This window comes from Rudaea cellulosilytica DSM 22992, from assembly GCF_000378125.1.
In the GTDB taxonomy this organism is placed as follows: Bacteria; Pseudomonadota; Gammaproteobacteria; order Xanthomonadales; family Rhodanobacteraceae; genus Rudaea; species Rudaea cellulosilytica.
The window spans coordinates 1,506,511-1,526,998 of sequence record NZ_KB899241.1 but is presented as its reverse complement, the minus strand read 5'-3'; the positions used below and the strand labels follow the sequence as shown (position 1 = coordinate 1,526,998).

General features: G+C 64.0%; 16 protein-coding genes. All 16 read right to left on the bottom strand.

Annotated features, from left to right (window positions below):
* Positions 1-62: 62 nt before the first annotated feature.
* The 16 genes from F455_RS0106765 to F455_RS0106690 all read right to left on the bottom strand — a co-directional run bounded on the left by F455_RS0106765 (position 63) and on the right by F455_RS0106690 (position 20,366).
* The gene (locus tag F455_RS0106765) at positions 63-1,085 is read right to left on the bottom strand and encodes a lysylphosphatidylglycerol synthase transmembrane domain-containing protein (protein ID WP_018972521.1); all 1,023 of its coding nucleotides are present in this window, start codon (positions 1,083-1,085) and stop codon (positions 63-65) included.
* A complete protein-coding gene (gene gpgD, locus F455_RS0106760; RefSeq protein WP_018972520.1) occupies positions 1,082-1,876 on the bottom strand; it encodes an N-acetylglucosaminyl phosphatidylglycerol deacetylase in 795 nt (264 codons plus the stop codon). Before gpgD ends, F455_RS0106765 begins: the two co-directional genes overlap by 4 nt.
* The gene (gene gpgS, locus F455_RS0106755; RefSeq protein ID WP_018972519.1) at positions 1,873-3,027 is read right to left on the bottom strand and encodes an N-acetylglucosaminyl phosphatidylglycerol synthase; all 1,155 of its coding nucleotides are present in this window, start codon (positions 3,025-3,027) and stop codon (positions 1,873-1,875) included. The genes gpgD and gpgS overlap by 4 nt, the downstream gene beginning before the upstream one ends.
* Before the next feature lie 166 nt (positions 3,028-3,193).
* Positions 3,194-4,405: an ABC transporter permease gene (locus F455_RS0106750; protein ID WP_018972518.1), complete on the bottom strand. Its 1,212-nt coding sequence runs from the start codon at positions 4,403-4,405 to the stop codon at positions 3,194-3,196.
* 137 nt (positions 4,406-4,542) lie between these two features.
* A complete protein-coding gene (locus F455_RS0106745) occupies positions 4,543-5,850 on the bottom strand; it encodes an ABC transporter permease (protein ID WP_018972517.1) in 1,308 nt (435 codons plus the stop codon).
* A 52-nt stretch (positions 5,851-5,902) separates the two neighbouring features.
* Positions 5,903-6,628 (bottom strand): ABC transporter ATP-binding protein, encoded by a 726-nt coding sequence (locus F455_RS0106740; RefSeq protein ID WP_026293148.1) that lies wholly within the window; start codon positions 6,626-6,628, stop codon positions 5,903-5,905.
* A gap of 36 nt (positions 6,629-6,664) precedes the next feature.
* On the bottom strand, positions 6,665-7,939 hold the full coding sequence (locus F455_RS0106735) for an efflux RND transporter periplasmic adaptor subunit (RefSeq protein WP_018972515.1): 1,275 nt from the start codon (positions 7,937-7,939) through the stop codon (positions 6,665-6,667).
* 316 nt (positions 7,940-8,255) lie between these two features.
* Complete coding sequence (locus tag F455_RS0106730; protein ID WP_018972514.1) at positions 8,256-10,049, bottom strand: DUF885 domain-containing protein; 1,794 nt, start codon at positions 10,047-10,049, stop codon at positions 8,256-8,258.
* Positions 10,050-10,261: 212 nt separating this feature from the next.
* Positions 10,262-10,906, bottom strand: a complete 645-nt coding sequence (maiA, locus tag F455_RS0106725) for a maleylacetoacetate isomerase (RefSeq protein ID WP_018972513.1) — start codon at positions 10,904-10,906, stop codon at positions 10,262-10,264.
* Positions 10,907-10,927: 21 nt separating this feature from the next.
* A complete protein-coding gene (locus tag F455_RS0106720; RefSeq protein WP_026293147.1) occupies positions 10,928-11,626 on the bottom strand; it encodes a fumarylacetoacetate hydrolase family protein in 699 nt (232 codons plus the stop codon).
* 55 nt (positions 11,627-11,681) lie between these two features.
* Entirely contained in the window at positions 11,682-12,683 is a 1,002-nt protein-coding gene (locus F455_RS0106715; RefSeq protein ID WP_018972511.1) for a bile acid:sodium symporter family protein, read from the bottom strand.
* A 102-nt stretch (positions 12,684-12,785) separates the two neighbouring features.
* Positions 12,786-14,261, bottom strand: coding sequence for a class I SAM-dependent DNA methyltransferase (locus tag F455_RS0106710; protein ID WP_018972510.1), 1,476 nt, complete (start codon positions 14,259-14,261; stop codon positions 12,786-12,788).
* Positions 14,262-14,263: 2 nt separating this feature from the next.
* Positions 14,264-15,178, bottom strand: coding sequence for a nucleotidyl transferase AbiEii/AbiGii toxin family protein (locus tag F455_RS0106705; RefSeq protein ID WP_018972509.1), 915 nt, complete (start codon positions 15,176-15,178; stop codon positions 14,264-14,266).
* On the bottom strand, positions 15,175-15,951 hold the full coding sequence (locus F455_RS0106700) for a type IV toxin-antitoxin system AbiEi family antitoxin (protein ID WP_026293146.1): 777 nt from the start codon (positions 15,949-15,951) through the stop codon (positions 15,175-15,177). Before F455_RS0106700 ends, F455_RS0106705 begins: the two co-directional genes overlap by 4 nt.
* 147 nt (positions 15,952-16,098) lie before the next feature.
* Positions 16,099-17,568, bottom strand: a complete 1,470-nt coding sequence (locus tag F455_RS21910; RefSeq protein ID WP_018972507.1) for a restriction endonuclease subunit S — start codon at positions 17,566-17,568, stop codon at positions 16,099-16,101.
* Positions 17,565-20,366, bottom strand: a complete 2,802-nt coding sequence (locus tag F455_RS0106690; RefSeq protein WP_018972506.1) for a type I restriction endonuclease subunit R — start codon at positions 20,364-20,366, stop codon at positions 17,565-17,567. Before F455_RS0106690 ends, F455_RS21910 begins: the two co-directional genes overlap by 4 nt.
* Between the last annotated feature and the right edge of the window lie 122 nt (positions 20,367-20,488).

The following is a 20,488-nucleotide window of genomic DNA, read 5'->3' as shown; positions in this document are numbered from 1 at the left end:
CCGATAAAAACGGATAAGAGCAGATAGAGCGTTGAAAAATTTCTCACCGGCTTGATCGGCTCTTATCCGTGTTCATCCGCTCCGATCCGCGTTAAAAATGGCTGCGCAGAATGCCTGCGCCAGCGCAGCGCGGCGATCGAGATCATGCCGGCGATCAGGCTCAGGTACAACGTCGCGATGCGCCACAGCAGCAGCGCACTGGCAATCGCGGCGGTCGATGCGAACGGCGCGAGCGTCACGGCGAGACCGAGGTCCGCGCCGCCGCCACCGGCCGGCACTCCGGTCCATTGCGCGACGTGCAGCACGACGCCTTGCAACAGCAGTGCGAGCGAGAACGGCACCTGCGCGTCGAGCAGTGCGAGGATGAGCCAGAGCACGCCGTAGCGCGCAAGCCACTGCATCGCGGTCGTGGCGAAGGCAAGCGCGAAATACGCGGGCGGCCCTTGCATCAGGATCTGCGTCTGCGCGAGCACGTTGTTGACGAAGCCGCGCAGTGCATCGCGACGTCGGCGCAGGAAGCCGATACGCTCGATCGGCCCATGCCTGCCGAAAAACCATGCGCCGAGCGGGCGCCGCGCGAGTACGAGCACGACAAGCAAGGCCAGCGCGCCAATGCCGCCGAACGCGGCACCGTGGGCGAGCAACGGCGACAGCTGGGTACTCTGCGACAGGCACAAGGCCGCAACCGGCATCGCGATCGCGAAGAACATGAGGTCGAGTACCTGGTCGGCCGCCGAGATCGCCGCCGCCTGCGCGTACGAGCCGCCGATGGCGCGCACGTAGTAGATGCCGGCCGCGTAGCCGCCGACACCGCCGGGCGTGGCGAGGAAGGCGAAATCGATCGCGAGCGAGATCGCGAGATTGCGCCACGCGCCCACGGCGAGGCCGAGACGTTCGATCAGCAGCCATTGTTTGACCGCGCGCATCGCCCAGCCGAACAGCACGAGCGCGAGCAGGTACAGGTATGCGTGCACGGGCAGGTCGAAACTCGTGAACACGGCACGCCGGCCGCCGAGCCAGACCGGCACAACGAGCGCGACGACGAGCGCGACGAAGATCAGCAGCGTGCCGGCGCGGCGCATCATTGAGAGATGCCGCCAGGGACAGCGGCTTTTCGATTTCGGCGCTCAGGGACGAGTGCAGAGATGGCTTGCGACTTCGTCGCGGCGCGACGCACAGCCAGCAGCGCGGTCAGCACTTCGCGCCAGCATGCGAGCAGCTCGTCATGATCGGCATCGGCCGGATGCAGGCCGACACGCACGAGCGGCGCGCGTGCGGTCAGGCGCAGGCCCGCATGCAGAAATACACGGCTCGCGGCGCGGCGCCAGCGCGAGCGCGGCGAGGCGGTCAGGCACGGCGCGGCGATACGTTCCTCGCTGCCGCGGTCGAGTGCGACCAGCGCCGTGTGGGTCGAGGTCCAACGCAGATCAGTACGCTGCAGTGCGCGCCGTGTCGCCGCGCTCGCAAGCCAGGCCGGCGGCACGAAGCCGTCGACCGCCCAGCCCTGTCGACGCAGCAGATCGAGTCCGGCGTGCAGGCGCGATTCGGCGGTGTCGGCATCGAGTGCGGCGAATTCGCCTTCGCCTGCAGTCAGCACGCGCCGACGCAGCCAGGCGGCGGGCGAGTGCGGTGCGGGCGCGTCGTCGCGGTGAAAATAGCCGTGCAGTGCGACTTCGTCGCCGCGCGCGATACGCGCATCGATGGCGCGGCGGAATTGCGGTGCGGCATCGATGCGGCCCTGCGCATGCCAGTCGGGCACGACGAGCAGGGTCAGCGGCGGCGCGCCGAGCGCGTCGACGAGATCGAACAGGCGCGCGCATTGCGGCCAGGTTGCCGGTGCGACGTCGTGCACGGCGATGCAGAGTCGCGCGCTCACGGCCGGCTCGGCGTTTCGACGGAATCGGCCGCTTCGGCCGCGGCGACGAACGCGTGCGAACGCGTGCGCAGCAGGCGCGCGTAGCGGTCGAGCTGCAGGTCGAACACGCTGGGCCAGGAGTAGCGGCGTTCGACGCGCAAGCGTGCGCGTCGGCCCATCGCAGCCGTGTCACCCGCGTGGACTTTTTCGATCGCGGCGCCGAGCGCGCGGGCATCGCCCGCCTCGGCGAGCGCGCCGACCGAATCGTCGATCAGTTCGGGCAGCGCGCCCGCGCGCACGCCGACCACGGGCAGGCCGCAGGCCATCGCCTCGACCGCAATCAGGCCGAACGTCTCCTGCGTGCCCGCGTGCACGAGTGCGTCGGCGCTTGCGATCAGGCGCGCGAGACGCAGCGGATCCTGCTCGTACGGCAGCATCGTCACGTTCGTCGAAAGTGCCTCGCGGCGTTCGCCGCCGACCAGGATCAGGTGGTAGCCGCGCCCGAGCCGCGCGAACGTGCGCAGCAACAACGGTACGTCCTTCTCGCGCGCCATGCGTCCGGCGAAGATCGACAGGCGCACGTCGGCGGCGAGACCGAGTTCTTCGCGCAACCGCGCATCGCGCCGCGCCGGATGGAACACATGGGTATCCACGCCGAGCGGCTGCACGACGATGCGTGCGATGCCGCTGTCGCGCAGGCGTTGCGCGATCAGCCGGCTCGGCGCCTGGATCAGATCGAAGCGCGAATACAGCCGGCGCAGGTAGGCGTCGGCCGCGCGTCCGGCGAGGCGGCCGAAGCGGCTCGCGATCATGCGCGGCAGATCCGAGTGCGCAAACGCGACCGTCATCGCGCCGCAATCCTTCGCCGCAGCGAGCGCCGCCCAAGCAAGATGGTAGGGATCGCCGACTTCGATCACGTCGGGGCGCAACGCGGCGAGGGCGCTGCGCCAACGCGCCGGGCGCAGCGGCACGCGGTAACCGCCCGCGCACGCAATGTTCCAGTCGCCGCGGGTGAAGATGCCGGGCTCGATCTCGGCGCTTGTCGCACCGGGCACGAGCAGGCTGTGGCGCACGCCCGTACGCCCTGCCAGATGGCCGTGTTTGGCCAGCAGGTAGCGCTTCACCCCGCCCGAATGCGGCGCGAAGAACAGGCTGATATCGGCGATATGCATCGATGCGCACCATGGGCGCCGCGGAAATGCCATGCACGATGCGGGCATCGAATGACAAACGTATTACGCGGCTGTCCGTGGCAAACAAAATGACGCGCGGCATTCCGGCCACGCGCCCGAAAGACGCCGTCGCGCGGATGCCCGGCGACGGCGGAGGCAACGCTGATCAGACGCTGCGCGTCGCCACTGCGGGCGGCACGCGCGAGGCGCGCGTCGCCGGGCCGAGCACGGCAAGCTGGCCGAGCAGCCACAGGCAGGCGAAGCCGATCGGCACGTAGTACCACGGCAGCAATTTCGCGCCGTCGACATGGGTCAGCAGCCACAGGCTCAACGCGTAGGTGAGCAGGCCGCCGAGGAGCAAGCCGCAGGTCGTGATGACGAAATTCTCGGTCTGGAAATAGCGCAGGATCGAACCGCGCGTCGCACCGAGCGCGCGGCGCGTGCCGATCTGCTTGGTCCGCTGCGCGACCCAGAAGCTCGCCATGCCGACGATGCCGAGTGCGGTGATCGTCAGCAGCGCGGCGATCACGCTGCCGAGAATGATCGCCATCGCGCGATCGTTCGCATAGGCCTGCGCGCGCACCTTCTCAATGCTGCGCATGCTGCGCACGATGCGGCTCTGGTTGGATTCGCCGAGCTTGGCTTCGACTACTTTCATGACCTCGTCGCGACGGCCGGGTTCGGCGCGAATCAGATAAGTCGAGCCGTTGCCATAGGCCAGGTGCGTCGGCCACATGACCGAGTATTCGACGTCCTCCGCATCGACCCAGGGCTTCTCTAGGGCGTCGACGACACCGATGATCGTGAACGGCTCGTTCTCGTCGTAGATTTGCTTGCCGATCGCGTTACCGTCCGGAAAGAGTTTTAGCGCGAGCGCCTGGGTGATGATTGCAACCGGCGAAGTCTTGCGGTTGTTCATCGTCATGAAACTGATTTCTTCGGGCTTGAAGTTGCGCCCGGCGACGAGTTTGAGCCCGTAGGCGTTGATCGCGTGGTCGTCGACCATGTAGTAGGCCGTGCGCGCGGTGGCCTGCTTCTGGTTCGGCTGCAGGCCGACGCCGCTGCCCCAGCCGCTTTGGCCCATCGGCACCATGCCGTTGGTCATCGCCACATCGACGACGCCGGGCAGGTTGCGCAGCATGGCGAGGTCCGCATCGACGGTCGTCTGCACGTTGAAGCCACTGCCGAAGCCGTAGCTGCCGACGATGAACGTATCGGTTTCGTTCATCCCGCTCGGCCGATGCATGCGTTCGAGGCGCTGATTGATGATGAACAGCGCGTTGCACATGATCGCGAGCGTCAACGCCACCTGCAGGCCGATCAGGATCATCGCGACCTTGCTGCGCATCAGCGCGGAGAGAATGGGACGGAATTCCATGTGTGTGACCTCTCAGAAATCGATGCTTGGCGCATGGATGCGCCAACCGCGAGGCTCTTGCGAGCGGGAGCACGTAGCGCGGCTGTGCCGCGCTCGTGCGTGCGATGATTGCGGCAGGATGCCCAATTCATCGCCAGTTACTGCGTCTTCAATTGCGCTGCCGGCGCCACCTGGCACGCGCGCCAGGTCGGATACAGTCCGGCGAGAACCGCCGCAGTGATCGCGAGCAGGATCGTCGTCGCCACCATCGACCAGTCGAGATGCGCCACCGTCTTGTAGTCGGTATACAACGCGCGTACGGCGTACAGGCCGAGTCCGGTCAACAGCAGACCGATGAACCCGCCGGACAGGCCGACCACGCCGGATTCGACAAGGAACTGCGCGAACACCTGGCGCCGACTCGCACCGAGCGCGCGGCGCAGGCCAACTTCACCGGCCTTGCGCGTGAATTTCGCCAGCAGCAGGCCGATCGTGTTGACGAGGCAGACGAGCAGGAACGCAAAACCGAGTCCGGCCTGCACCTTCACGTCACCCGAAACCACTTTCTGATCGGCCATCCACTGGTTGACGTCGAGCAGGCGATTGTCGAGCGGCCGCGCAAACCGGCCGAGTTTCTTCTGTTCGTTGACATAGCTGTCGAGAAACGATTTGTATTCCGCCTTGCGCGCAGGCGAATCGAGCTGCACCCAGACCTGCATCCACACGCATTCGGAGGCGAGATACGCATCCCAGCCCGGACCGGATTCCTTGAAGCAGCTGTTGTTGCCGCTCGAACGCTGCTTGAGGTCGATGCCGGTGGTGAACGGGATGAAGAACGCTTCGGTATCGTCGAGCGAACCATTGGTCAGGTCGTAGTACTTGACCCGCAGGGTCCAGTCGTCGAGTACGCCGCTGACTCGGTAGTCGTTGCCGTCGATGCGCACGGTCTTGCCGGTCGAATCGGCGCCGCCGAACAGTTTCTCGTTGGTCTCGCGCGAGAGCACGACGACGCGCGCATGCGCATCGTCCTCGGCCTTGCCCCAGCCCTGGCCGTACTTGAACCGCGGCTCGAACATCGAGAAGAAATCGCCGTAGGCGACGCGCCCGACCGTGAGAAACGGCTTGACCTCGGGATTTTCCGGCTGGATCGGCAGGGCGAGCTTGAAGATCGCAGTCTGCTTGTCCGCCTTGCCCGCCTGCATCAGCGCCGTCGCATCGCGATAGCTGACCTGATCGGGCGGCGAGCCGTCGTCGCCGTAGGGCTGGTTGATGTCCCAGTTGTCGAGCTGCACGTGCAGCAGCTTGCTGCTCTTCCACGGAATCGGATCGCTGCCCATCAGATGCAGCACGGTCAGCGTGGTCATGCTCGCGGCGATGCCGAGCGCGATACCGAGCACCATCAGCGCGGTCAGGATGGGGTTGCGCCTCAGGCTGCGCAAGCCGAGTTGGAGATAGTACGAGAACATCGTCGTTCCTTTGCTTTGCCCTGCCCTCATCGAAAAGGGCAGGAAAGAAGAATCAGGCCGCCGCCGTTTCCACGTCCGCGTCGCGCGTCTTCACGCGCAGCGAAGGCTCGGCATCGAAATCGGTGACCTGGCCGTCCATCACGTGCACGTTGCGCTGCGCGCGCGCGGCGAGCTCGGGATCGTGGGTGACCATGATGATCGTCGTGCCCTGGCGGTTGATCTCCTCGAGCAGCTCCATCACGCCGCGGGCCATGAGCGAGTCGAGGTTGCCGGTCGGCTCGTCGGCCATGAGCAGGCGCGGCGAACCGGCCAGCGCACGCGCGATCGCGACGCGCTGCTGCTGGCCGCCGGACAGCTCCGACGGATAGTGCTTCATGCGCGAGGACAGGCCGACGCGCGACAGCGATTCCTCGATGCGCTTCTTGCGCTCGGCCGCGTTGAAGCCGCGGTAGCGCAGCGGCACGTCGACGTTGTCGAACAGGTTGAGATCGGGGATCAGGTTGAAGCCCTGGAAGATGAAACCGATCTTCTCGTTGCGCAGCTTCGAGCGCGCATCGTCGCCGAGGCCGCGCACGTCGACGCCGTCGAGCCAGAACTCGCCCGAGGTGAACTCCTCGAGCAGGCCGGCGATGTTGAGGAAGGTCGTCTTGCCCGAGCCCGACGGCCCGGTCACCGCAACGAACTCGCCGTCGCGCACGTGGATCGAGAAGTCGCGCAGCGCGTGGGTCTCGACCATATGGGTCCGGTATACTTTTGAAAGATGCTGCATCTTTAGCATGGGTTCATTCCTGCTGGCTGATTCGATTCGCGGGATTCAGTTCAAGACCACTTTCTCGGCGCCGTTGAACGAGTCGGTGCCGGAGATCACGATGCGGTCGCCTTCCTTGACGCCGGAGACGATTTCGACCGCGTTGAGGCTGGTCGCGCCGACCTGGATGGCCTTGCGCTCGGCGATGCCGTCGTGGACCAGATAGGCGACGCGACCCGCGCCCGTGTCGACGAACGAGCCGCGCTCGACCATGAGCACGTTCGGGCGCTCGTCGATGAGAATGCGCGTGGTCAGCTGCTGGCTCTGGCGCAGGCCGGCGGGTTTGTCGGCGGCGAAACGCACGCGCGCCACGACCTGGTTGTTGACTACCTCGGGCGATACCGCGGACAGCTCGCCCTTGTACTTCTGCGCGCCTTCGGCGATCTCGGCCGGCATGCCGATGGTCAGATCGTGGGCGAACACTTCGGGCACCTGCAGCTCGACTTCGAGCGAGGTCAGGTCGATCACGGTGACCAGGCCAGTGTTGATCGGCACGTTCGCCTTCTGCTGCACGAGCAGCTGGCCGACCTGGCCGGCGACCGGCGAGCGCACCTTGAGCAGGTCGACCTGGCGCGCGAGATCAGCGACGAGCAGCTTCTGCCGCTCCAGCGCGAGGCGCTTGGTCCTCAGCTCGAACGCCGCGGTTTCGTTCTGCAGGCGCGCATCGGCCTGCGCATGGGTGACGTCGAGTTCGGCTTTGGCCAACGCGTCCTTCGAACGCAGCACTTCGACCTCGGCCATCGCGCCCTTGTCGAACGCGAGCGATTTGCGTTCGACCTCGCGCGCCGCAGTCTGGCGATCGATCTGCGCCTGCTCTATCGTCTTCTTCGCGAGCAGTTCTTTCTGCTTGGCGTCGATGCCAGCGCGGCCGACGTCGATGTCGAGGCTCGCCAGCGTCGCCTGTTCCTGCTGCAGCTTGTTGTTCAGCTCGGGGCTGTCGACTTCGGCGAGGATCTGGTCCTTCTCGACCTTGTCGCCGGCATGGGTGAGCAGCGTGATCGTGCCCGGCGCGGTCGCATACAGCGTCGGCGCCTGCGCGGCGACGACCTTGCCCTGCGCGGACACGTCGCGCACCAGCGTGCCGCGCTTGATCTCGCCGAAGCGCAAGCTCGCGACCGACACCGAGGTGCCGGCGGAGATCAGGCGCGCGACCGAAGGCACGAGCCAGACCAGGGCGACGAGCACGGCCGCACTCGTCGCGCCGATGATGATCCAACGTTTGTTGACGCGCGGTTGCGCGATTTCGATGCGGCGGTCTTGAGCGGAGGTGTCGCGGATCATGGCAAGGGTCGGATTCGATAAGAGTCGCTACGACCCTAGCGAAGCAAGCCTTGTGCCAACGATTACTTTTCTTTCAAACCATTGCTGCAATTGAATTTCTCACCGCGACGCAAGCCGCGCCCGCTGTCCGTCAGCACGGACGGACAGCGGGCGGACAGCGTTCTGTCCGCCCGGAACCTGCCCTAAAACCGTAGCGAGCGAAGGGAGTTTGCGCGCCGCCGGAGCGCAGGAACCGGAGTGTACATGTCAGTACATGAGGATTCCGAGCACCGCCGGCGCGCGAAATACCGAGCGCAGTAGGTTTTTGGGCAGGTTTTCAGGATTTCTTCGCGGAGGATGCTTTCGCTCTCGCAATCCAACCGTCGACGCGCGCTTCGAGCACGTCGAGCGGCAGCGCGCCGCCGTCGAGGACCTCGTCGTGGAACGCGCGGATGTCGAACTTGTCGCCGAGTTCCTTCTTCGCCTTCGCGCGCAGCTCGAGGATCTTGAGCTGGCCGAGCTTGTACGACAGCGCCTGGCCCGGCATGACGATGTAGCGGTCGGTCTCGGCCTGCACGTCGGGCTCGTCGTCGGAGGAGTGCGCATGGAACCAGTCGACCATCTGCTGGCGCGTCCAATGCTTGTAATGCACGCCGGTGTCGAGCACGAGACGGTTCGCGCGCAGCAGCTCGTCGGAGAGGTGACCGAAGTAGCTCAGCGGGTCCTGGTAGAAACCGACTTCCTCACCGAGGCGCTCGGCGTACAGCGCCCAGCCTTCGACGTAGGCGTTGTAGCCGGCCTGCTGGCGAAACGGCGGCAGCCCTGGCAGGGTCTGCGCGATCGCGATCTGCATGTGATGCCCGGGCACACCTTCGTGATAGGCCGTGGTCTCGATGTTGAGCAGCGAGCGGTTCTGGAAATCGCCGGTGTTGACGTAGACGCGGCCGGGGCGCTTGCCGTCGGGCGTGCCCTGGTTGTACTCCGCAGCCGCGGCTTCCTTCTCGCGATACTCCTGCGTCGGCACCACCTCGACCGCGCTCTTCGGCAGCAGGCCGAACAACTGCGGCAGCTTCGGCTCCATCTGCGCGATGTACTTTTTATACAAATCCACAATCTGCTGGCGCGAAGTCGCGTGCGTCTTCGGATCCTTGTTCATCGCCTCGCGGAAGGTCTTCAGGTCCTTGTAGCCCTGCTTCTGCGCGATCTTGAGCTGCTCGCCCTCGATGCGCTTGACCTCGGCGAGGCCGAGATCGTGGATTTCCTGCGGCGACTTGTTCGTCGTCGTCTGCTGCTCGACCGAGAACTTGTACAGCGCATCGCCGTTCGGCAGCGCCCACATGCCCGGCTCGGTGCGACCCTTCGGCGCGTAGTCCTTCTCGACGAAGTCGGCGAGCTTGGTGTAGGCCGGGCGCACCTTCTCGTCGACCGCCTTGAGGATCGCATCGTGCAGGCGCTTGCGGTCGGCCGCGGCGACGCCGTCGGGGAATTTCGCGACCGGATGGCCGAACACGCTGTCCTCGCCGGCGGGCTTGGCGATGTCGCGCATCTGGGTGACGACTTTCTCGAGCAGGAAACGCGGCGGCAGCATCTTGTCGCGCTCGCCCTGCTTCAGCGTCTCGGTGATCTGCTCGAACAGCGCCGGCAACGCGTTCAGGCGCGCCAGATACTCCTCGTACTGCTTGCTCGTCTCGAACGGCACCATCGAGACGAACTGCGGCAGCATCAGATGCACGCCGTTGAACTGGTCGAGCGGCATTTCGTTGAGTTTGAGTTCGACCATGCGGATGTTGTCGCCGAGCTGGCGCAGCATGAGTTGCTGGTTGAGCCGGTCCTGCTCGTCGAAGCCGCTCGTGTCGATGGTCTTGAAGCGCGCGAGGAACGCCTCGTTGTCCTTCTTCTGCTGTTGCGCGGCGGCCGGCGACGCATCGCTCCAACGATCGTTGTAGCGATAGTCGCCGAGCATCGTGGCGAACTCGGGCTGGTGCTTGAGCGTGTACTCCCACTGCTCGGCGAGCAGCGCGTTGAGCGCCTTGACGCGCGTGGCCGCATCGTCGGCGGCGTGCACGGACGCGGACGCGCCACAGGCAACGGCAACGGCGAGCAGCAGGGGTTTGAGGGCGATGCGCGACATGGCGGCTCCGGAATCGAGGGAGCGCGCACTTTGGGCGGATCGCGGCGCGAAGTCCAGTACCAAAAGTCGGCGGCGGCGCCTCAGCCTGAAAACAGATCCCGTTCGCCCTGAGGTATCGAAGGGTGAACGGCCATGGTGGATTGCCGCTCGTGGTTCGATACCTCACCACGAACGGAAAAGGTCTCAAGGAGAAACACTACCAAGTCCGCGGCTTACTCCGCGTCGGGCTGTTTCGCCGGCGCGGCGTCGGCGAACGCGGCCAGTTCGGCGCAGCGCGCATCGATTGCGGCGATCGTCGGGAACCGGCCCATGTCGATGCCGAAGCGGCGCGCGTTGAATACCTGCGGCACGAGCATGATGTCGGCCAGCGTCGGCGCATCGCCGTGGCAGAACGCGCCGCGCGCCGGGTCGTGTGCGAGTCGGGTTTCGAGCGCGGCGAAACCGGTGCTGATCCAATGCCGGATCCAGTCCTCGCTGCCGTGCTTGTCCAAACCGCAGTGCGCGCCGAGGTATTTGAGCACGCGCGTATTGCATAGCGGGTGGATGTCGCAGGCGATGTCGAGCGCGATCGCGCGCACCGCCGCGCGAGCGGCCGCGCCGGCCGGCAGCAGCGGCGGCTGCGGATGGGTTTCGTCGAGGTATTCGATGATCGCGAGTGACTGGTGCACGGTCGTGTCGCCGTCGACGAGCACCGGCACGAGGCCCTCGGGCGCGACGCTGCGATACGCCGGCGCGTGCTGCTCGCCGCCGTCGCGCACCAGATGCACCGGCAGATACTCGTAGGGCAGGCCCTTCAAGTTGAGCGCGATGCGCGCGCGATACGCGGCCGAGCTGCGGAAGTAGCTGTAGAGTTTCATGACTTTGCCTAGAACCTGCCCTCAAACCACGTCGACGGTGAATTCGCCCAGCCCGTCGATACCGCCGCGCATGCGATCGCCCTTGACCACCGCGCCGACACCCTCGGGCGTACCGGTGTAGATCAGATCGCCCGGCACGAGTTCGAAAAACTTCGACAGGTAGGCGACCGTGTCGGCCACCGACCAGATCAGATCGGAGAGATCGCCCTTCTGTTTCGGCGTGCCGTTGAGTTCGAGCCAGATCGCGCCGCGCGCAAGATGGCCGACGTCCGCAGCGCGATGGATAGGCCCGATCGGTGCCGCGTGGTCGAAGCCCTTGCCGATGTCCCAGGGCTTGCCGGTTTCTTTCATGCGCGTCTGCAGGTCGCGGCGCGTCATGTCGAGGCCGAGCGCGTAGCCGTAGACGTGATCGAGCGCCTGTTCCGCCGCAATATCGCGGCCGCCCTTGCCGATCGCAGCGACGAGTTCCATCTCGTAATGGCAGTTCTTCGTCTCGCTCGGATACGGGAACGCACCGATCGTGCCCGGAGCGACGTTGACGATCGCATCGGCCGGCTTGCAGAAGAAGAACGGCGGCTCGCGCGTGGGATCGGCGCCCATCTCGCGCGCATGCGCGGCGTAGTTGCGGCCGACGCAGTAGATGCGATGGACCGGAAACACGAGGTCGGTGCCGGCAACCGGGACCGCCACCACGGCGGGAGGTGGAAAGACGGGATTCATTTCGGGAAACTCCATCGAAGGCGCATAAATATATTATCGTCGAGCCGCGTTGCGTTCAGCGTAAGCCGTCGGTTACGGCGGCCGCCGCGGCCTGGCGCGCATAGCGCTGCGCGAGCACCGCGCAGACCATCAACTGCACCTGATGGAACAGCATCAGCGGCAACACGATCGCGCCGACCGCACTGCCCGCGAACAGCACGTTGGCCATCGGCACACCGCTGGCGAGGCTTTTCTTCGATCCGCAGAACAGGATCGTGATGCGATCCTCGCGCGAAAAGCCGAGGCGCTTGCCGAGCTGCGAGGTCACGACCAACGCGACCGCGAGCAGCACGCAGCAGAGCACGAGCAGCAGCGCGAGCGTGCGCAGCGACACCTGCTGCCACAACCCCGCGACAACAGCGGCACTGAACGCGGTGTAGACCACGAGCAGAATCGAGCCGCGATCGACGAGGCCGATCACCTTCTTGTGCCGGTCGATGAAGCCGCCGATCCACGGCCGCAAGATCTGCCCGGCGACGAACGGCACGAACAACTGCAGCACGATGCTTTCGATCGCGCCGAGCGGTGCCGGTCCGGCACCGCCCGCGTTCGTATGCATCAGCACGCCGACGAGCAGCGGCGTGATGAAGATGCCGAGCAGGCTCGACGCCGACGCGGCGCAGACCGCCGCGGGCACGTTGCCGTGCGCGATCGAGGTGAACGCGATCGAGGACTGCACGGTCGACGGCAATGTGCACAGAAACAGGATGCCAAGCGCGAGCTGCGTGCCGACAATGCCCGCGGCCAGCGACTGGGTCAGCACGCCGAGCAACGGAAACAGCACGAAGGTGCACGCGAGCACGAGCAGATGCAGGCGCCAGTTGGTCAGGCCGGCGATCACCGCCTCGCGCGAGAGCTTGGCGCCGTGCAGGAAGAACAGCAGCGCGATCGCGATGTTGGTGACGACTTCGAACACCTCGGCGGCCTGCCCGCGACATGGCAGCAGCGTGGCGAGGAGCACGGTGGAGATCAGTGCGAGGGTGTAGCGGTCGAAGATCAGGGAGAGGGTGTTTTTCATTTCGGGCGTGAGTTTATGACCGCGGGCAGCATCTCATTCCGGCCTCGCCATTGCAGCGCCGGCCGTTGTTCCCGTCAATCCTGGGACAGCCCGAGCCGCCGCTCATTGATTGCCCACGATGCTCATGTCTTCGGCGATCTGCGCAAACTGCTCGAGCGCTGCTTCGAGATCAGCGGCAATATCCGCGGCAATGACTTCAGGGGCCGGCAAGTTTGAGGACTCTTCTAGCGCTTCATCTTTCAACCAGAAGATGTCGAGGTTCAGTTTGTCGCGCTTGGTCAGTTCTTCGTAGGTGAAGGACTTGAAGCGCTCGCTCTCTTTGCGATCGTTGCGGTTCTTGTGGTGGTAGCAGGCGACGAAGTCGTCGAGGTCGCTCCGTTTGAGGGTGTTTTCCTTCAGCGTGAAGTGCAGGTTCGTGCGCAGGTCGTAGATCCACAGCTTCTGTGTCCACGGCTTTTCCTGCGCGGGCTTGCGGTCGAAAAACAGCACGTTCGCCTTCACGCCTTGCGCGTAGAAGATGCCGGTGGGCAGGCGCAGCAGGGTGTGTACGTCGGCCTGCTTGAGCAGTTCGCGGCGGATGGTTTCGCCGGCGCCGCCTTCGAACAGCACGTTGTCCGGCAGCACCACGGCGGCGCGGCCGTGCTGCTTGAGGATCGTGAAGATGTGCTGGAGGAAGTTGAGCTGTTTGTTGCTCGTGCTCGCCCAGAAATCGTCGCGGTTGATGACCAGCGATTCCTTGGACGTCTCGCCTGCATCGTTGACGATCGTGACGCTGCTCTTCTTGCCGAACGGAGGATTAGCCAGGACGATGTCGTATTCGCCGTGCTTGCCGGCAAGCGCGTCCTTGGTGACGACGGGCAAGTCCTCGTCCGACTCCGAACCGACGCCGTGCAGCAGCAGGTTCATCGCGCACAGGCGCGTGACGCTGTCGACCAGCTCGATGCCGAAGAACGTGCCACTCTTGAGCTTCTTCTTCTGCGCGCGGTCGAGCTGGAAATGCTTCGGGTCCGACAGATACGAATATGCGGCGAGCAGGAATCCGCCCGTGCCGCAGGCGGGATCGCAGATCGTCTTTCCCGGCTGCGGCGCGATCACATCGACGATCGCGGCGATCAGCGGACGCGGCGTGAAGTACTGGCCTGCGCCGCCCTTCACGTCCTCGGCGTTCTTTTGCAGCAAGCCTTCGTAGGCGTCGCCCTTCACGTCAGCGCCGAGGCTGGACCACTGCTCCTTGTCGATCAGGTCAACGATGAGCCGGCGCAACTTTGCCGGGTCCTGAATCTTGTTCTGCGCCTTGCGGAAGATGACGCCGAGCATGCCTGAGCGCCTGCCGAGTTCCTCCAACGTGTGGCGGTAGTGGATTTCGAGATCGTCGCCGTCGAGTTTCAACAAAGCGCTCCAACCGAAACCCTTCGGAATCAGCGATGGTTTGTTGAACGGCGGCTTTTCCTGCTCGTCCGCCATTTTCAGAAACAGCAGAAACGTCAGCTGCTCGACGTAGTCGCCATACGACAGCCCGTCATCACGCAGGATGTTGCAGTAGTTCCAGAGTTTTTGGACCAGGGTGGCGCTGTTCATTCTCAGATTTCCAGGATGGTTCGAAGCTTGTCCACGGCCTGCCGATGCCGGGCCGCAGATTGCTTCATTCTTTCGATGTTGGCCAGCTTCCAACGCAGCGCGGGCAATTCGGAGAGGTGCGGAATCGGCAACAGCGACCAATCCGGATCGCCGCGCTTGATCGAGAGCAGAAATCGCCGCTCGTTCGCGCTCAGGTTCGACAGCAGCTGGCCGGGAAATGCAGCCTGCACGCCTTCCAGAATCTCGACGGCAATCGGCTCGCGCGGCATTCCGGCGAACTCCGTGTCGAACGTCGCGCGCAACGATTTTGCGCGCGGCGCTAGCAGTTCCGCCATCGGCCGATGATGACTGGCTAGATAGACGACGAATGCCTGCCGCAACGGTTCGTCGATGCCTTCATTGTCGAGCAATAGCGCGATGTCGAACCAGTCGCGCGGATGCTGGCGGTCCAGCGCCGCGCAGAACTTGCCGGCATAGAGATCGGCGAACGAAACCACGGGAACCGATACCGACAATTCGAACAGGTCTTCGGCCGCCGGCATGAGCCTGCGCGTCTCGACCGGAAACACAGTGCCACGCAGCACCGGATTGGGTTCGATCTTGATCCGCGCCTGTTCGGTTAGCGCAAGCTGCTTCGGTCTGTCGGCGTTGCCGGCGTCCACCACTTTCAGCCCGGGCACCAGTCGTTGCGCGTGCGCCGCAATCTTCACGAGCGCATCGGTGGCCTCGGCCAACGCGTCGTCGCGCGGCGTCAGCGGCAGAAACGCCAGATCGATGTCGACCGACAAGCGCGGCAGATCGCGCACGAACAGATTGATCGCCGTGCCGCCCTTCAACGCAAAGCAGTCCACGGAAGACAGCGCGGGCAGGTAGCGCAGCAGCAAGCGCGCCTGTTCGAAATAGGGCGTGTCCTTCATCGATCCGCCTCGCGCGGCACCGTGATGCCATAGCGCGCGTTCAACTGCCCGCCCGCAACCACCTGGCGCTTGCCCGAACCCAGATCGATGCGCGCGTCGTCGAGCGCATCGCGCCACGGCATCTGCGTCGCGTCGGCCAGATACAGGCAGAGCCGCTTCACCTTCACCGACGTGCACGCTTCCAGCAATGGCTGCAGCAACGTCGGCCGCAGCGTCGGCAAGCCTTCCATCAATTGCCGCGCTTCCGCGAAAGCGATGTCACCGGGCACGCCCTCCAGCATTTCCAGCATGGCGCGTTCCGGCGAGGAGAGCGTCAGAGAAAATTCGCCGAACGCTTTCGTGGTCATGCCGAGGGCGACGGCGTCAGCGACAAACAGCGAGGTGCCGAAGTAACGCAACGCCGCCGCCCAATCGTGCTGCAACAACCAACGCGGTAAGCGTTCGCCCGGAGGTCCGTACAAATCCACGCGGCGTCGCGGCGCCAGCGGCAAATAATGCGCGAGGCCGGACAGTTCCAGCGCGGTGCGCCCGCCCGGATGGATGGCTTTGCCGATGTGCTGCTGCACAGCGTACAGCGCACCTTGCCAGCCAACCTTGTCGCCGCGCCGCACGAACGCGCCCACGCCGACCGGATCGATCCAGCCACTCTTGCGATATTGCTCGGCGAGCTTGCGCGACACGCCGTGCAGGGCAAAAAAGGCATGCAAAGCCACCGTGCCCCGAGGCCAGGCCTGGAGCAGATGGTTTATTTTCATGCTTTCACGGCTATCCATAGGTGGCATATAAGCATTAAATCAAACCAAGCGCCACCACAAAGTTCATCTTTACGCAAATATACGATGCCTGGATAGTCTTGTTTGCATGTAAATAAACTGCGATAGAGTGCCGCCGCGGACGGCGGATTGGCGGTCCGCCCGCCACTATTGGCGGGTCGACAGCTCGCCGCTGAACGCCTTCTGCAGAATCGACTGGCGCAGGCGCGTGGCGCGCTGCAGGTTGGCGGATACGGTGGCTTCGAGTTCTTCGATCACGCTCAGGCGGCGCTCGACTTCGGCAACGATGCGGGTTTGTTCGGCAAGAGATGGCAGAGGAATTGTCGTCATCCGCAATTGTTCAAAACTCAGGTGCGGGCGGCCTTGACCATAAATGTAGCGCTTCCACTGCGCTTGTCCGTTTTCTTGTGATGCCAAATAAATTTCGGCAAACTTTGCAAAGCCAGAAAGAACTGGGCGTAGTAACGCGACGCTCTGGCAAACGAAGTGATCTTCCAAAGCACTTGGAACCCGACACACGTCACCAGTTTTTGCACCGACGATCGTGATCAAAATGTCGTCTTTCCGAATTCGCGTTCGTTCGGTTTCCGCATCCCCTTTCGGAGCATCGACGGATTGCCGCGCGCTTAAGTCGAGACGCATCGGTCGAACGTTCTGCGCAAGAATGAAAGTGCCTGTGCCTTTGTTATAGAACTGTGACCAGTCACGCGAGCCACTTGTGATGTGACTGCAAAGTTGGTCAACGCTGGCCACGACCCACCCCTTCGGAATCAGGGCTAGATTGGTGCTGTCCGACGCGGTGGGCTCCTTATATTTGCCACGCCCCTGCCAATTCTTGCGGCGCTCGGTGAGAATGCGGGCGAGCAGTGCTTCGTCGGTTTCAAATTTCGATTTCCGATTTTCGGTTTTGGCGAGTTCGGCTTCGGTGGGCACGAGCCGGCCTTCGCAGGCGGCTTTGAGGACGGCGGCACGGTAGCGTTTGAGGTTGGCCTGCACGCGCCGCAACGCCGCCACTCCCGCGTCGAGTCGCGTGAATTGCTTCTCGATCTCCGCGACAATTTCCTTTTGTTCGAGAAGCGAAGGTTGAGGTAGAAATGACTCTTCGAATCTCCCCTTCGTAATGTGCGCCAATCCCGCTCCGCCATGCGCTGCTCGAATGTACTCGGCCAAATTCTGATTGATCGCGAGTTGTAGAAACTTCTTGTCGAACTGCGTCAAATCGAAGAGCACCTTGTAAATGTGCTGATTGAGCCAAGCTTTGTCGCCGCGCCAGATGTGCGCTCCGAATGATGTGCCAGGCGTACCGGACCATGCAAAAAGTAGGTCGCCTTCGCCGAGTAGAAACTTCGATGGCAGATCACCTTCGAAGTAGTTGAATGGCGCGTGCGGATTGTTCAGGTTTTGGATTCGGACGATCGGTGTGCCGCTCTTCGCCCATTCGGTTGGTTTGAACGCGCGTCCATTGATCAATTCGAGGACATCGCCGATTCTGACTTTCACCCACTCGCGCTTGGACGCAGCTTCGCGTTTCGTCTGCGACAGACCTACTTCGTACTTGCCATTGCGCTCGCGCACTTGGTGAGCATTCGCCACCGCGACATTCGCTTTCGCACTCATGCGGCAAGCGCCTCATTGAGTTCATCCAGCAACTTCGGCAGTTGTTCCCCGAACAGTTGGTGTACCTTTCCCAACCCACCGCGCTGACTAAACGGCGAGTAATCAAAATCCTCCGCCTCGATGCTCAGGCTCGTCGCGATGTGATCGCGGATCAGCTCAAGCCAGGCGAGCTGCTCGGCGCTAAATGACGTGCCAGCATCTGCCTTCGCCTTGAGCCATTGATTGAAGCGCTCCGCCACTGAGTCCGCAAACGGCGCAAGCACGGGCTGCTGCTCCAGCGCGAATCGCACCAACGACACGAGATCGGCAAAGCGTCCCGCCTGCGTGCGGCCCTTGACCTTGGCGGGCGTGGTGACGGCGAAGGCGTCCCAGATGCGATCTTCGGTCCACGCGGCGTGCTTGTCGCGCAGTTTGCCTTCCAGTTCCTTGAGCATCGATTCGGTGAGGCGTTGCTTGAACGGGCGACTGTAAAGGATTTGCAAGGCGTCGATCTGCGTCTGGTGTTGCGCGAGGTAGTCGCGGAATTCCTGGACGAGGCCGGCGGCCTTCGTCTTCGCGGCTTCGTCGAAGCCCTGGCTCAGCACTTCGTCGGGCGTGTAGATGTCGAGCGCCTGCTCGGTTTCCTTCTTCAGAGTTTCGAGCGTCTGGCGTAGCGCGGGTTTGTCGAACGGTGCGCAGGCGTCGATGATCAGTTGCTGGCGCGTGGCTTCGAATTGCTGCGGCGTGACGCTTTCCGGATCGGCGCTGGGCGTGCCGGTGGCGCGTTCGGCGATCGCGTCGGGATCGTACGCGCGCAGCAGCGCGCCGGAGAGCGTGGCGGGCGTGTGGCCGCCGGACGCAGCGGCGATCTGCTGACGCTGCGTGGGTTCGAGTTCGCGATCAAGCCGGGCGAGGCGCGCGGCCAGTGTGGTGAGCGTGTCTTCATCGCGGCCGCCGGGAAAGATCACGCGCTGCAGCAGCGTCTTGAGCGGCAGGCTCGGCTCGCGATCGAGCGGGCGCGATTCAGTCTTGTCGCTCTCGCAGACGCCGACGGCGTCGACGATGACGAAGTGGGTCTTGGCGCGCGCGTCTTCACCCGACACCGCTTGCAGATCGGTCGGCGTGAGCACGCGCGTGCCACGGCCTTTCATCTGCTCGAAGTAGACGCGGCTGCGCACATCGCGCAGGAAGATCAGCACTTCGAGCGGCTTGACGTCGGTGCCGGTGGCGATCATGTCGACGGTGACGGCGATGCGCAGCGTCGGCGACAGGCAGAATTCGCGGATCAGTTGCTCGGTATCGGCCGGCTTGCCGGTGACGGGATGCTTGGCCTGGTAGGTGATCTTCTTGCAGAAGTCGTTGCCCTTGCCGAACACCTCGCGGCAGATGTGGACGATGTCTTCGGCGTGCGAATCGTCCTTGGCGAAGATCAGCGTCTTGGGCACGAGCGCGCGGCCCGGGAAGAGTTCGGTCTGCACTACGTCGCGATAGGCGTTGAGAATCGTGCAGATCTGGTCTGGTACGACGACGGAGCGGTCGAGGTCGGCGGGCGTGTAGTCAAGATCGTCGGCTAGGGCATCCTGACGCTTGCGTCGGGATGCCTTGCTGCGGTGGTCGATCATCAGACCTTTTTCGACCTTGCCGCCCGCTTCTGTGACCTTCGTCTTGATGCGATAGACGTCGTAGCCGACATTGACGCCATCGGCGACGGCGCGCTCGTGGTTGTATTCGGCAACGCGGTTCTGGTGGAAGTACGCGATCGTCTGCAGCGCCGGCGTGGCGGTGAGGCCGATGAGAAAGCCGTCGAAGTATTCGAGCACCTGCCGCCAGAGGTTGTAGATCGAGCGGTGGCACTCGTCGGTGATGATGAAATCGAATTTTTCGATCGGCACGGCGGGGTTGTAGGCGACGTCTTTCGTGCGCGTGGTGCCGAGTGCGGCGGCGAGTTCCGCGCCGGACAGATCGTCCGCGCCTTCGGCGAGGTCTTCACCGCGCAGGATCGAGTAGAGGCGCTGGATCGTGCAGATCGTGACCTTGCAGACGTCGTCGATATGTTGCGACTTCAGGTGCTGGACGTTGTAGAGGTCAGTGAACTTGCGATCGGTGTCCGGTGTGCGGTAGCTATGGAACTCGCCGGTGGCTTGCTCGCCGAGATTCGAACGATCGACGAGGAAAAGGATGCGGCGCGCTTTGGCGTACTTGATCAGGCGATAGGCGAACGCGCAGGCGGTGAAGGTCTTGCCAGCGCCGGTGGCCATGTGGATCAGGGCGCGCGGGCGGTTCTCGGCGAGGGATTGTTCTAAGCCTTTGATGGCTTCGATCTGGCAGTCGCGCATGCCGCTCGTCACGAGCGGGTGCGTTGTTGGCATTGCCTTCAAACGCGTGCGGAGTGTGTCGGGTTCGGAGGCCCAATCGGCGAGGGTTTCCGGTCGATGGAATGCGAAGATCGGACGGGAGCGCGGTTCGGGGTCTCGCTGATCGCGAAAGAACGTCTCGACACCAGTGGATTCGTAGGCAAACGGCAGCGGGCAGTCGACACCGGCGGCGAGATACGTCGGTATATTGGCGGCATAGACAGCGGATTGCTCTGCGACGCCTGACAATGTTGTGCCCTGCTTCTTTGCTTCGATCACGCCGACGGGTTTGCGATCGACGAGCAGCAGGTAGTCGCAGGGGCCGGTCTTGAGGCGCGCCTCGCGAATTGCGATGCCGCGACCGGCGGTGAAGTCGACTGCGTCAGCACTCTGCACGAACCAGCCGCACGCGGCGAGCTGCGCGTCGATCTGTTCGCGGGCGCGTTGTTCGGGGGTCTGGGTCATCCCTGATCCCCAAAGCTGCCGCTATGTCTATGTGCCCCCATGGTAGAAGGATAGCGTTTTTTCGTATCCGACCGCCCGCCGGCATCGGCCGCGGCTACGTTGGGTCTCTTGTTTTGGCTCGG

What these genes read in the sequence shown, in the direction of transcription:
- F455_RS0106750 (WP_018972518.1), bottom strand. Translation starts at nt 4,405, where the DNA reads ATGGAATTCCGTCCCATTCTCTCCGCGCTGATGCGCAGCAAGGTCGCG.
- F455_RS0106765 (WP_018972521.1), bottom strand. Translation starts at nt 1,085, where the DNA reads ATGATGCGCCGCGCCGGCACGCTGCTGATCTTCGTCGCGCTCGTCGTC.
- gpgS (WP_018972519.1), bottom strand. Translation starts at nt 3,027, where the DNA reads ATGCATATCGCCGATATCAGCCTGTTCTTCGCGCCGCATTCGGGCGGG.
- F455_RS0106745 (WP_018972517.1), bottom strand. Translation starts at nt 5,850, where the DNA reads ATGTTCTCGTACTATCTCCAACTCGGCTTGCGCAGCCTGAGGCGCAAC.
- F455_RS0106740 (WP_026293148.1), bottom strand. Translation starts at nt 6,628, where the DNA reads ATGCTAAAGATGCAGCATCTTTCAAAAGTATACCGGACCCATATGGTC.
- maiA (WP_018972513.1), bottom strand. Translation starts at nt 10,906, where the DNA reads ATGAAACTCTACAGCTACTTCCGCAGCTCGGCCGCGTATCGCGCGCGC.
- F455_RS0106715 (WP_018972511.1), bottom strand. Translation starts at nt 12,683, where the DNA reads ATGAAAAACACCCTCTCCCTGATCTTCGACCGCTACACCCTCGCACTG.
- F455_RS0106710 (WP_018972510.1), bottom strand. Translation starts at nt 14,261, where the DNA reads ATGAACAGCGCCACCCTGGTCCAAAAACTCTGGAACTACTGCAACATC.
- F455_RS0106720 (WP_026293147.1), bottom strand. Translation starts at nt 11,626, where the DNA reads ATGAATCCCGTCTTTCCACCTCCCGCCGTGGTGGCGGTCCCGGTTGCC.
- F455_RS0106690 (WP_018972506.1), bottom strand. Translation starts at nt 20,366, where the DNA reads ATGACCCAGACCCCCGAACAACGCGCCCGCGAACAGATCGACGCGCAG.
- F455_RS21910 (WP_018972507.1), bottom strand. Translation starts at nt 17,568, where the DNA reads ATGAGTGCGAAAGCGAATGTCGCGGTGGCGAATGCTCACCAAGTGCGC.
- F455_RS0106730 (WP_018972514.1), bottom strand. Translation starts at nt 10,049, where the DNA reads ATGTCGCGCATCGCCCTCAAACCCCTGCTGCTCGCCGTTGCCGTTGCC.
- F455_RS0106700 (WP_026293146.1), bottom strand. Translation starts at nt 15,951, where the DNA reads ATGGATAGCCGTGAAAGCATGAAAATAAACCATCTGCTCCAGGCCTGG.
- F455_RS0106735 (WP_018972515.1), bottom strand. Translation starts at nt 7,939, where the DNA reads ATGATCCGCGACACCTCCGCTCAAGACCGCCGCATCGAAATCGCGCAA.
- F455_RS0106705 (WP_018972509.1), bottom strand. Translation starts at nt 15,178, where the DNA reads ATGAAGGACACGCCCTATTTCGAACAGGCGCGCTTGCTGCTGCGCTAC.